Raw genomic sequence first — 12002 nt, 5'->3', positions numbered from 1 at the left:
TCTACTTGCCGTTGCGTTCCCGGTGCTTGCACCCGGGCCAACAACAGGGCCGCCGCTTGCCTTCCTCGAGTTCCTCCCGGGTGCGGCGGATGCGGCGCTCCCGGGTCGCCTGCTGCTTGGCGTCTTCGACCCAGCAGATGAACTCGTTGCGCGCCAACGGGGTGATGTCGAGCCAGGCGGTCACCGCGGCGGGGCACTCCAGCAGGCCCTCCTGCAGGTCTGCGGGAAGTTGGTGCACCGCGCCGCCCGGCAATTGGCCGCTCATCACCTCAGGGTAGGGGACACCGGCGGGATCGACCGTGAGGTCCGGCGGGCTACCGTGTGCACACCATGGCTGACCCGTCCGTATCCGAGTTGCTCGCCGCCGCGGTGGCCGCACTCGGCGGCAGTGAACGCCAGGGCCAGGTTCAGATGGCCGAGGCGGTGGCGCGCGCCTTCGAGACCGGCGAGCACCTGGCCGTGCAGGCCGGCACCGGCACCGGCAAGTCGCTGGCCTACCTGGTTCCGGCGATCGCCCGGGCGCTGGCCGACGAGAGCCCGGTCGTGGTGTCGACCGCGACCATCGCGCTGCAGCGCCAGCTCGTCGACAGGGACCTGCCGCGACTGGCCGGCGCCCTGGAGAAGGTGCTGCCCCGCCGGCCCACCTTCGCGCTGCTCAAAGGCCGACGGAATTACCTGTGCCTGAACAAGATCCATACCGGCGCAGCCGATGATCAAGACGAGGGTCCACAGGCCGAACTGTTCGATCCGTTTGCGGCAAGCGCCCTGGGCCGCGACGTGCAGCGACTGACCGCGTGGGCCGAAGACACCGACACCGGTGACCGCGACGACCTCAAACCCGGTGTACCGGAACGGTCCTGGTCGCAGGTCAGCGTCTCGGCCCGAGAATGCATGGGTGCGGTGCGCTGCCAATACGGCACCGACTGCTTCGCCGAGCGGGCTCGGGCGGTCGCCGCGCAGGCCGACGTCGTCGTCACCAACCACGCGCTGTTGGCCATCGACGCCATCTCCGACACCACAGTGCTGCCCGAGCACCGCCTGCTGGTGATCGACGAGGCACACGAGCTCGCCGACCGGGTGACATCGGTGGCCACCGCCGAGCTCAGCGCCACCCTGCTCGGCGTCGCGGTGCGCCGGGTGGCACGGCTGGTCTCCCCCGAACTGGTCCAGCGCCTCGACGCCGCATCGCTGACGTTCGGCTCGGCGATCCACGACGCCACACCCGGGCGGATGGATCATCTCGACGAGGAGCTGGCCACCTATCTGGCCGCGCTGCGGGATGCGGCCGGTGCGGCCCGCGCGGCCATCGACACCGCCCCCGCCGACCCCAAGGCCGCCGCCGCCCGCAAGGAATCCGTTGCGGCCCTGACCGAGATCTCCGATACCGCGGCCCGGATCCTGACCTCGTTCGAGCCGGCCATTCCCGACCGCTACGACGTGGTCTGGCTCAGCCATGAGGACAACCGCGGCTCGGTGCGCGCGGTGTTGCGGGTGGCGCCGCTGTCGGTGGCGGGCCTGCTGCGCGAGCGGTTGTTCGCCCGGGCGACGACGGTGTTGACCTCGGCGACGCTGACGGTCGGAGGTTCCTTCGACGCGATGGCCGGGGACTGGGGCCTGCGGCGCGGCGCGGAGGCTCAGGCGGCGCGCTGGCGCGGCCTGGACGTGGGTTCCCCGTTCGACCACGCCAAGGCGGGCATCCTCTACGTCGCCGCCCATCTGCCGCCGCCCGGGCGCGACGGCACCGGAAACGACCAGCAGCTCGAGGAGATCACCGCGCTGATCACCGCGGCCGGTGGCCGGACCCTGGGATTGTTCTCCTCGATGCGGGCGGCGCGGGCCGCTGCCGAGTCCATGCGCGAGCGCCTCGACACCCCGGTGCTGTGCCAGGGCGACGACACCACCGGCGCGCTGGTCGAACAGTTCGCCGAGGATGCCGAGACATCGCTGTTCGGCACGCTGTCGCTGTGGCAGGGCGTCGATGTGCCCGGACCGTCGCTGTCGCTGGTGCTCATCGACCGCATCCCGTTCCCGCGGCCCGATGACCCCCTGTTGACGGCCCGCCAGCGCGCGATCACCGCGCACGGCGGCAACGGTTTCATGGCGGTGGCCGCCAACCACGCCGCACTGCTGCTGGCCCAGGGCGCCGGCCGGCTGCTGCGCGGGATCGACGACCGCGGCGTGGTCGCGGTGCTGGACTCCCGGATGGCCACCGCCCGCTACGCCGGATACCTGCGGGCCTCGCTGCCGCCGTTCTGGGCCACCACCGATGCCGGCAAGGTGCGACTGGCGCTGCAGCGGCTGCGCGGCGATTAAGCCCACTATCGTGATACCCCATGCGCCAAGCCCCCCGACGGCACCGTGTAGATGCGGCGGCCCCAGCTTCGCCTCTCCGTCGTCGAGGCTCGCTGAACCGCCGTGTTCTCGTCACCGCCTGCACGCTGGTGCTGTTGCTGAGCGGCTGCGCCCGGATGATCGACGGGACACCGGTGTCGATCTTCGCCGACCCGTTCCGGGTGGGGGGCCTGCAGGCCGTCGACGGCCCCACCGGCCTGCGCCCCGACGCTCCGGCGCCGACCCGGGAGGTCCGAGGCACCGACGGCGGTCGCATCGATTCGCTGGCCGCCCAGTCAGTCAGCGACCTCGAGGCGTTTTGGACCACCACCTACCCCAACACCTTCGACGGCGATTTCCGGTCCGCCAAGGCGCTGGTGTCGTGGGATCCCGGGCAACCACGCGGAAAGTTCTGCGGTAACCGGACTTTCCTGCTGGTCAACGCCGCCTACTGCTACCTGGACAACACCATCGGCTGGGATCGCCGGCTGCTGCTGCCCGCGCTGCGCAGCGCCTACGGCGACATGGCCATCGCCATGGTGCTGGCCCACGAGTACGGCCACGCGATCGCCCGGACGGCCGGGATCACCAAACGGCGCCAAACCCCGACCCTGGTGGCCGAGCAGCAGGCCGACTGCCTGGCCGGGGTCTATCTGCGGTGGGTGGCCCAGGGCGACTCCCCCCGCTTCACCTTGAGCACCGGCGACGGGCTCAACGGCGTGTTGGCCGCGATGCTCGCGCTGCGCGATCCGTTGCTGAATCCCGGCGAGACGATCGGCAACAACGAGCACGGCTCGGCTTTCGAGCGGATCTCGGCTTTTCAGTTCGGGTTCACCGACGGCGCCGATTCGTGTGCGGGCATTGACGCCAAGGAGATCGAGCAGCGGCGCGGCGAACTGCCTGTTCAGTTGCAACAGAACGAAACCGGCGAAGTGCCGGTCAGCGAGGATTCGGTGCGGCTGGTCGTTGACGCGATGAACATCGCCTTCACGCCGGCCCAGCCGCCCAAGCTGGCCTTCGACGCCCCGGCTGCATCGCCGTGCCCCGATGCGCGCCCAAGCTCACCGGCCTCGTACTGTCCGGCGACCAACACCATCGCGATCGACCTGCCCGCGCTGCAGGCCATGGGCACCCCCAGCAAGGACCAGAAGCTGGCGACGCTGTCCGGCGACAACACCGCCTATTCGGTGTTGATCTCGCGCTACCTGCAGCGGGTTCAGATCGAACACGGCGGGCTGGTGCTCGACAATGCCGCCGCCGCGCTGCGCACCGCGTGCCTTACCGGAGTGGCGACCACCCTGCTGTCGCAGGGCGTCACCACCTCCAATGGGGGCCGGATCGCGCTGACCGCGGGCGACCTCGACGAAGCCGTCGCCGGGTTGTTGACCAACGGCCTGGCGGCCGGCGACGTCAACGGCGAGTCGGTACCGGCCGGTTTCTCCCGCATCGACGCCTACCGCACCGGGGTGCTCGGCGATTTCGATCACTGCCTGGGCCGCTTCCCCTGAGCCCTTCGGCGAGCAGACGCAGAATCGCACCCGACGTGCGTCGGACGTGCGATTCTGCGTCTGCTCGCGGTCGGGTTGGCGCGCTCAGGCCAGCGTGACCAGCCCCAGCTCGGCGTCACCGGACAGCAGCGGGTGGCTGGGCAACACCCGTACGGTGTAGCCCACCGACCCGGCGACCGGCAGCCGGCTGGTGGTGGAGAACACCTCGGTTCCGTCGGCGCCGGTATGCGAGTGCGACATCGCCACTTTGACCGGATCCAGCAGCGTGTCACCGGAATCCACCCGGCCGAGCACCGCCTGCACCACCACCTCGTCGGGCCGAAGTCCGGCCAGGCGCACCGAGGCCGTCAGCGTCAATTCCGAACCGAGCCAAGGCGCATCGGGTAAGCCGGTGCTGTCGACGTCGGTGATCTCGATGTGCGGCCAGGCCGCCTCCGCCCGGCGCCGGTAGTCGGCCAGTTGACGTGCCGCACCGTAGGACACGCCGTCAATCGGCTCGCGGGTGCGCCGCACCGACAACGCCGCCGGCGCATAACACCGCTCCACGTAGTCCTGCACCATGCGCGTTGCCAACACTTTGGGGCCCAGCGTCTGCAGGGTGTGGTGCACCATCTCGATCCAGCGCGGTGGCACGCCGCGCTCATCGCGGTCGTAGAACTTGGGCACCACCGAGGTGGCCAGCAAGTCGTAGAGTGCCGCGGCTTCCAGGTCGTCACGACGATTCTCATCGGCAACGCCGTCGGCGGTGGGGATCGCCCAGCCGTTCTCCCCGTCGAACCACTCGTCCCACCAGCCGTCGCGGATCGACAGGTTCAGGCCGCCGTTGAGCGCGCTCTTCATCCCCGAGGTGCCGCAGGCCTCCAGCGGCCGCAGCGGATTGTTCAGCCAGACATCGCATCCGGAGTACAGCCGCCGTGCCATCGACATGTCGTAGTCGGGAAGGAAGGCGATCCGGTGCCGCACCTCCGGACGGTCGGCGAAGCGCACCACCTGCTGAATCAGCGCCTTGCCGCCTTCGTCGGCCGGATGGGATTTGCCCGCGACGATCAACTGGACCGGGCGCTGCTCGTCGAGCAGCAGGCGCTCCAACCGCTCGGGATCGCGCAGCATCAGCGTCAACCGCTTGTAGGTCGGCACCCGGCGGGCGAACCCGATGGTCAGCACGTCGGGGTCGAACGCCGTGGCGATCCAGCCCAGTTCGGCCTCCGAGGAGCCGCGCTGCAGCCCGGACTGCAACAGCCGCAACCGGACTTCGTCGACCAGCAGGGCGCGCAGTTGCGAGCGGATCGCCCACAACGCCACCGGGTCGACCTGCGCAATGCGCTGCCAGGCCGCGGGCGAGGCGGTGGAGTCGGCGGCGCCCACGTCGCGGCTCAGCTGCAGCCACGGCGGCGCCGCCCAACTCGGCGCATGCACCCCGTTGGTGATCGAGCCGATCGGCACCTCGTCGGCGTCGAAACCCGGCCACAGGTCGTTGAACATGGCCCGGCTCACCCGACCGTGCAGCCGCGAGACACCGTTGGCCCGCTGCGCCAGGCGCAGGCCCATATGGGCCATGTTGAACATGGCCGGATCGTGTTCGACGCCCAGTTCCATGACCCGCTCGGTGGGCACCCCGGGGACCAGAGCCTGACCGCCGTCATCGAAGTAGCGGCGCACCATCTCCGTGGGGAACCGGTCGATTCCGGCCGGCACCGGTGTGTGGGTGGTGAACACAGTCGCCGAGCGCACCACGGTCAGAGCGGTGTCGAAATCCAGGCCCTGCTCGGCGATCAGTTCGCGGATGCGCTCCACGCCCAGGAAGCCGGCATGGCCCTCGTTCATGTGGAACACCTCAGGGGCGGGCATGCCCTGCAGCCGGGTGAACTCCCGGATCGCCCGCACCCCGCCGACCCCGGCCAGGATCTCCTGGCGGATTCGGTGCTCCTGGTCGCCGCCGTACAACCGATCGGTGATGCCCCGCAGCTGGTGCGGGTTCTCTCCGATGTCGGAATCCAGCAGCAACAACGGCACTCGGCCGACCTGGGCCACCCACACCCTGGCCCGTAACCGGCCGGCACCGGGCAGGGCCACCTCGATCAGCACCGGTGTGCCGTCGGCCTCGACGAGCAGCCGCAACGGCAGCCCCTGCGGGTCCAGCGCGGGATAGGTCTCCCGTTGCCAGCCGTCGGCGGTCAGCGCTTGCCGGAAATAGCCGGAGCGGTAGTAGAGCCCGACCGCGATCAACGGCACACCCAGATCCGATGCCGACTTCAGGTGGTCCCCGGCCAGAATTCCCAGCCCGCCCGAGTAGTTCGGCAGCGCCTCGGCGACGCCGAACTCCATGGAGAAGTAGGCGATCGCCGTCGGCAGCGCGGCGCCGTCGTCCTGGCGGTGCTGATACCACCGGGGCTTCGTCAGGTACGCGGTGAGGTCGGCAGACAGCGCGTCGAGCCGGGAGGTGAATCCGTGATCGCCGGCCAGCGCCTCCAGGCGCCCCGGGCTCACCGCGCCCAGCAGTGCCACCGGGTCACGCCCGCAGCCGTCCCACAGTTCGGGATCGATGGCGGCGAACAACTCCTGGGTGGGTTGCTCCCAGGACCAGCGCAGGTTCATCGACAGCTGCTCAAGCGCCAGCAGCCTCTCGGGCAGGTGGGCGCGAACGGTGAACCGGCGGAGGGCCTTCACGCTTGACCACACTACCGGCGACGCGAATCTGGGACTGTCCCCCAGACCTGACAATTCGGTTGCGAACATGTTGCGTAATGCCAGCCCACCCGGGCGGCGGCTACCGTGGGCGCATACAGCCCGACGACGAACGGAGTGCGGTGGCTGGCCGAGTCGAGGTCGACGATGTCGCACCGGTCGTCTCGTGCGGCCGCTATCCGGCCAAGGCCGTGGTCGGGGAGACCGTGCCGGTCAAGGCCACGGTCTGGCGAGAAGGCCATGAGGCCGTCGCAGCGACATTGGTGGTGCGCTACCTGGGGCGGCGCTATCCGCTGCCCGGGGACGTCGCGTCCGCCGCGTCGCCCGGCTCGGCGCTGCGCCTGCCCATGCACACCGGTTTCGACGCCTATGTGTTCCACGGGGCGTTTTGCCCCGACGCCGTCGGCTTGTGGGCGTTCGGGGTCGAAGGCTGGGGCAATCCGCTGCAGAGCTGGCGCGAGGCGGTTACGGCCAAACTGGACGCCGGCCAGGGTGCGGCCGAGCTCTCCAATGACCTGGTGATCGGCGCCGAGCTGCTGGACCGGGCCGCGGCCGGCGCTCCGGCGGCCCTGCGCAAACCCGTGCTGGCGGCCGCCGCGGCACTGCGCGCGCCGGGCGATCCGCTGTACAGGGCCGCCCCGGCGCTGTCGGCGGATCTGGACGAGCTGCTGGCCCGCCACCCGCTGCGGGAGCTGGTGACCCCCAGCGCCGAGCACCAGGTGTGGGTGGACCGGCCGGCGGCGCGCAGCGGTGCGTGGTACGAAATGTTCCCCCGCTCCACCGGTGGCTGGGATTCCGACGGCCGGCCGGTGCACGGCACCTTCGCCACCGCGGCGGCGGCCCTGCCCCGGATCGCCGAGATGGGTTTCGACGTGGTGTACCTGCCGCCGGTCCATCCCATCGGCCGGGTCCATCGCAAGGGCCGCAACAACTCCGCGACCGCCGAACCCGGCGACGTCGGCTCGCCGTGGGCCATCGGCAGCGCCGAGGGCGGCCACGACGCGGTGCATCCGCAGCTGGGTGACATCGACGATTTCGACGCGTTCGTCGCGGCAGCACAGCGGCTGAATCTGGAAGTCGCACTCGACCTGGCGCTGCAGTGCGCACCGGATCACCCCTGGGCCACCGGGCATCGGGAGTGGTTCACCGAACTGCCCGACGGGACCATCGCCTACGCCGAGAACCCGCCGAAGAAGTACCAGGACATCTATCCGCTGAACTTCGACAACGACCCGGCCGGTCTGTATGCCGAGGTGCTGCGGGTGGTGCAGTTCTGGATGGAGCACGGCGTCAAGATCTTTCGGGTGGACAACCCGCACACCAAACCACCTGATTTCTGGCTCTGGCTGATCGCCGCCGTCAAGAACATCGACCCGGACGTCCTGTTCCTGTCCGAGGCGTTCACCCCACCGGCTCGCCAGTACGGCTTGGCCAAGCTGGGCTTCACCCAGTCCTACACCTACTTCACCTGGCGCACGACCAAAGCCGAGATCACCGAGTTCGGCATGCAGATCGCAGAGTTCGCCGACTTCCGCCGGCCGAATCTGTTCGTCAACACCCCCGACATCCTGCACGCCAGCCTGCAACACGGCGGTCCGGGAATGTTCGCGATCCGCGCGGTGCTGGCCGCGACGCTGAGCCCGGCCTGGGGCGTGTACTCCGGCTTCGAGTTGTTCGAAGACCGTGCACTGCACGAAGGCAGCGAGGAATACCTGGACTCCGAAAAGTACGAGCTCCGGCCGCGCGACTTCGCCGGCGCCGTGGCGGCGGGCCGTTCGCTGGAGCCGTTCATCGCCCGGCTCAACGAGATTCGCCGGCTGCATCCGGCGTTCGACCAGCTGCGCACCATCCGCTTCCACCATGTGGACAACGACGCGCTGCTGGCCTACAGCAAATTCGACCCGGCCACCGGCGACACCGTGCTGGTGGTCGTCACGCTGAATCCGTTCAGCGCCGAGGAGGCGACCCTGCACCTGGATATGTGGGCGCTGGGAATGCCGGACTACCAACGGTTCTGGGTGCGCGACCAGATCAGCGGAGAGGACTACAACTGGGGTCAGGACAACTACGTGCGGCTGGACCCGGCACGCGCGGTCGCCCACATCGTGACGATGCCGCCGATCAACGCCGGCAGCCGCACCGAACTGCTGCGCCGTTGATGGCCCCCGCCACCCGACACCTGGCGCCCGCGGCTGCCGACCTGGCGCGGCTGCTCGCCGGCGAACACCACGATCCGCACGCCATCCTGGGCGCGCACGAGGTCGGTAGAACCACGATCATCCGGACGTTGCGTCCGCGGGCCCACCGGGTGGTGGTGATCACCGGTGGGCAGCGATTCGTCATGCGTGACCTCGGATCCGGACTGTTCGCGGCGGCTCTGCCGTTCACCGGCCTGCCCGATTACCGGCTGGAGGTGCACTACCCCGAATCGGCCGAGTTCGCCGAACCCACCGGTGTGTGCCTGGTCGCCGACGGCTACCGGTTTGCCCCGACCCTGGGGGAACTGGACCTGTACCTGTTCGCCGAGGGGCGCCATGAACGTCTCTGGGAGGTGCTGGGCGCTCATCGGCGCACCTTCACCACACCGGACGGCGAGGTGTCCGGCGTGTCCTTCGCGGTGTGGGCCCCCAACGCCACCGGCGTGAGCCTGATCGGTGACTTCAACGGGTGGTCCGGTGACGACGCACCGCTGCGGTCGTTGGGGTTCTCCGGTGTCTGGGAGCTGTTCTGGCCGGACTTCCCCGCCGGCGGTCTCTACAAGTTCCGCGTGCATGGAGCCGACGGCGCGGTCACCGAGCGCGCCGACCCCTTCGCCTTCGCCACCGAGGTGCCGCCGCGCACCGCCTCGGTGGTGACCTCGAGCCACTACACGTGGAATGACTCCGAGTGGATGGCGCAACGCGCCCGGCGTGACCCGGTGAACGAGCCGATGAGCACCTACGAGGTCCATCTGGGCTCCTGGCGTCCCGGTCTGAGCTACCGCCAGCTCGCGGTGGAACTGACCGAATACGTCGCACACCGGGGCTTCACCCATGTGGAACTGCTGCCGGTCGCCGAGCATCCCTTCGGCGGGTCCTGGGGTTATCAGGTGACCTCGTACTACGCTCCGACCGCCCGCTTCGGCTCCCCCGACGACTTCCGGGCGCTGGTCGACGCGCTGCACGGCGCCGGCATCGGGGTGATCGTGGACTGGGTCCCGGCGCACTTCCCCAAGGACGACTGGGCGCTCGGCCGGTTCGACGGGACCCCGCTGTATGAGCATTCCGATCCGCGCCGCGGTGAGCAACTCGACTGGGGCACCTACGTGTTCGACTTCGGCCGACCGGAGGTGCGCAACTTCCTGGTCGCCAACGCCCTGTACTGGCTGACCGAGTTCCACGTGGACGGGCTACGGGTGGACGCCGTCGCATCGATGCTCTACCTGGACTACTCGCGGCCGCACGGCGGGTGGACCCCCAACATCTATGGGGGCCGCGAGAATCTGGAGGCGGTGCAGTTCCTGCAGGAGCTCAACGCGACCACCCACCGGGTCGCGCCGGGCATTGTGACCATCGCCGAGGAGTCCACCTCCTGGCCGGGGGTCACCCGGGACACCGGCCTCGGCGGCCTCGGGTTTTCGATGAAATGGAACATGGGCTGGATGCACGACACCCTGGCCTATCTGGGTCATGATCCGGTGCACCGCAGCTATCACCACCACAACATGACGTTCTCGATGCTGTACGCGTTCAGCGAGCACTACGTGTTGCCGATCAGCCATGACGAGGTGGTGCACGGCAAGGGCACATTGTGGTCGAGGATGCCGGGAGACGACCACCACAAGGCCGCGGGCCTGCGAGCACTGCTGGCCTACCAGTGGGCCCACCCCGGCAAGCAGTTGCTGTTCATGGGCCAGGAGTTCGGCCAGCGCAGCGAGTGGTGCAACGAACGCGGCGTCGACTGGTTTCAGCTCGATCCCGCCGTCGAGCCCGACGGCTACTCCCCCGGCATCCTGCGCCTGGTCGGCGACCTCAACGCCCATTACCGGGCGCTGCCCGCCCTGTGGACCCAGGACGCCGACCCCCGCGGCTACTCGTGGATCGACGCCAACGACTCGGCCAACAACGTGCTGAGCTTCCTGCGCTACGGCACCGACGGTTCGGTGCTGGCCTGCGTGTTCAACTTCGCCGGCGTCGCCCACACCGACTACCACCTCGGGCTGCCGCGGGCGGGCCGCTGGCGCGAGGTGCTCAACACCGATGCGGTCGGCTATCGGGGTTCGGGCCAGGGCAACCTGGGCGGCGTCGAAGCCGTCGACAGCCCGTGGCACGGCCGGCCGGCCTCGGCGGTGCTGGTCTTACCGGCCTTGTCGGCGGTGTGGCTCGCCCCGGAGTAGCCCGCGGGGCACGGCCACTACCGCGAGCAGACAGAGAATCGCACTAATCCGCGTAGCGGAGTGCGATTCTCTGTCTGCTCGCCCTGGAGACTCGCCCGGTGTCAGTACAGGGCGTTGGCCAGGTTGCGGCGACCGGCGATGACCTCGGGGTCGGCCGGGTCGAACAGCTCGAACAGCTCCACCAGCCGGGTCCGTACCTGGGTGCGCTCGTCGCCGGAGGTACGTCGCACCAGGGCGATCAACCGGTCGAAGGCGGCAGTGACGTCCTGGTTGAGGATCTGCACATCGGCGGCGGCGAAAGCGGCCTCGATGTCGTCGGGGTCGGCGTCGGCGCGGGCCGGCGCATCGGGCTGCCGGCTGGTCGCCCGCTCCAGGAAGGCGAGCTGGCGCAGCGCCCCCTTGGCCTCGTTGTGGTTGGGGTCGGCGTCCAGCAGAGCCTGGTAGGCGACGCGCGCCGCGGAGAAGTCGCCCGCGTCGAGGTGGTCGCGGGCCTGCGCCAGCTTCGGATCCACCTGCTCGGGCTGCTCGGCGTCGCCGGCAAGCTTGCCCGCGGTGGCCGACACCAGCGAGTCCACCCAGCGACGCAGCTGATCGGGCGGCTGGGGGCCCTGAAAGCTGGTGACCGGCTGGCCGGCCGCCAGGGCCACCACCGTGGGCACCGCGTCCACGCCGAACACCTGCGCCACCCGCGGGGCGACGTCGACGTTGACGGTGGCCAACGCCCACTTGGCCGGGCCGCCCGCGTTGTCGGCCTGCGCCAGCGCGGCCAGGGTGTCGGCCAGCTGGAGGCAGGCCTCGCTGCGCGGCGACCACAGCAACACCACCACCGGCACCTGGTTGGACCGGACCAGCACCTCGTCTTCGAAGTTGGCCTCGGTGATCTCGGTGGCGCCCGACGGGGCGGCGGCGGTGCCGCCGGCGGCGCCGCCGGATGGAGCCGGCTTCTTGAGGCCGGACAAGTCCACTGCTCCGGCCAAGGCCGGTCCGATCGGGGGTCGAGGACGCGTCACGCCGTCAAGTCTGTCACGCCGCCCGCACGGTGCCGCTGAGGGCCGTTTGCCCGCGCCCCCTCCCCGCTATGACGAAGATCACACGACGCGGCC

7 protein-coding genes are annotated in these 12002 nt (G+C 69.9%); 4 read left to right on the top strand and 3 right to left on the bottom strand.

The annotated features are described in order from the left end of the window. Position 1: 1 nt before the first annotated feature. Positions 2–265 carry a YdeI/OmpD-associated family protein gene (locus tag G6N14_RS04105; RefSeq protein ID WP_085134665.1) on the bottom strand — a complete coding sequence of 88 codons (264 nt, stop codon included), beginning with the start codon at positions 263–265 and terminating at the stop codon, positions 2–4. Between the two features lie 65 nt (positions 266–330). Here G6N14_RS04105 and G6N14_RS04100 point away from each other — a divergent pair, with 65 nt between their 5' ends. After that, positions 331–2313, top strand: coding sequence for an ATP-dependent DNA helicase (locus G6N14_RS04100; RefSeq protein WP_085134830.1), 1983 nt, complete (start codon positions 331–333; stop codon positions 2311–2313). A 155-nt stretch (positions 2314–2468) separates the two neighbouring features. Beyond that, positions 2469–3839 carry a neutral zinc metallopeptidase gene (locus G6N14_RS04095; protein ID WP_407663156.1) on the top strand — a complete coding sequence of 457 codons (1371 nt, stop codon included), beginning with the start codon at positions 2469–2471 and terminating at the stop codon, positions 3837–3839. A gap of 84 nt (positions 3840–3923) precedes the next feature. On the opposite strand, the gene glgP is transcribed toward G6N14_RS04095, so the two are convergent. Beyond that, positions 3924–6506, bottom strand: coding sequence for an alpha-glucan family phosphorylase (glgP, locus tag G6N14_RS04090; protein WP_085134664.1), 2583 nt, complete (start codon positions 6504–6506; stop codon positions 3924–3926). A gap of 140 nt (positions 6507–6646) precedes the next feature. On the opposite strand from glgP, the gene G6N14_RS04085 reads away from it, so the two are divergent. Together G6N14_RS04085 and glgB are read left to right on the top strand one after the other, a co-directional pair. Continuing rightward, complete coding sequence (locus G6N14_RS04085; protein ID WP_085134828.1) at positions 6647–8683, top strand: alpha-1,4-glucan--maltose-1-phosphate maltosyltransferase; 2037 nt, start codon at positions 6647–6649, stop codon at positions 8681–8683. Continuing rightward, positions 8683–10899: a 1,4-alpha-glucan branching protein GlgB gene (gene glgB / locus G6N14_RS04080; RefSeq protein WP_085134663.1), complete on the top strand. Its 2217-nt coding sequence runs from the start codon at positions 8683–8685 to the stop codon at positions 10897–10899. Before G6N14_RS04085 ends, glgB begins: the two co-directional genes overlap by 1 nt. 101 nt (positions 10900–11000) lie before the next feature. Here the strand turns inward: glgB and G6N14_RS04075 are convergent, their stop codons facing one another. After that, positions 11001–11909, bottom strand: a complete 909-nt coding sequence (locus G6N14_RS04075) for a tetratricopeptide repeat protein (protein ID WP_085134662.1) — start codon at positions 11907–11909, stop codon at positions 11001–11003. Positions 11910–12002: the final 93 nt, after the last annotated feature.

Source organism: Mycolicibacter hiberniae (assembly GCF_010729485.1).
In the GTDB taxonomy this organism is placed as follows: domain Bacteria; phylum Actinomycetota; class Actinomycetes; order Mycobacteriales; family Mycobacteriaceae; genus Mycobacterium; species Mycobacterium hiberniae.
This window is presented reverse-complemented; position numbering and strand designations above follow the sequence as displayed.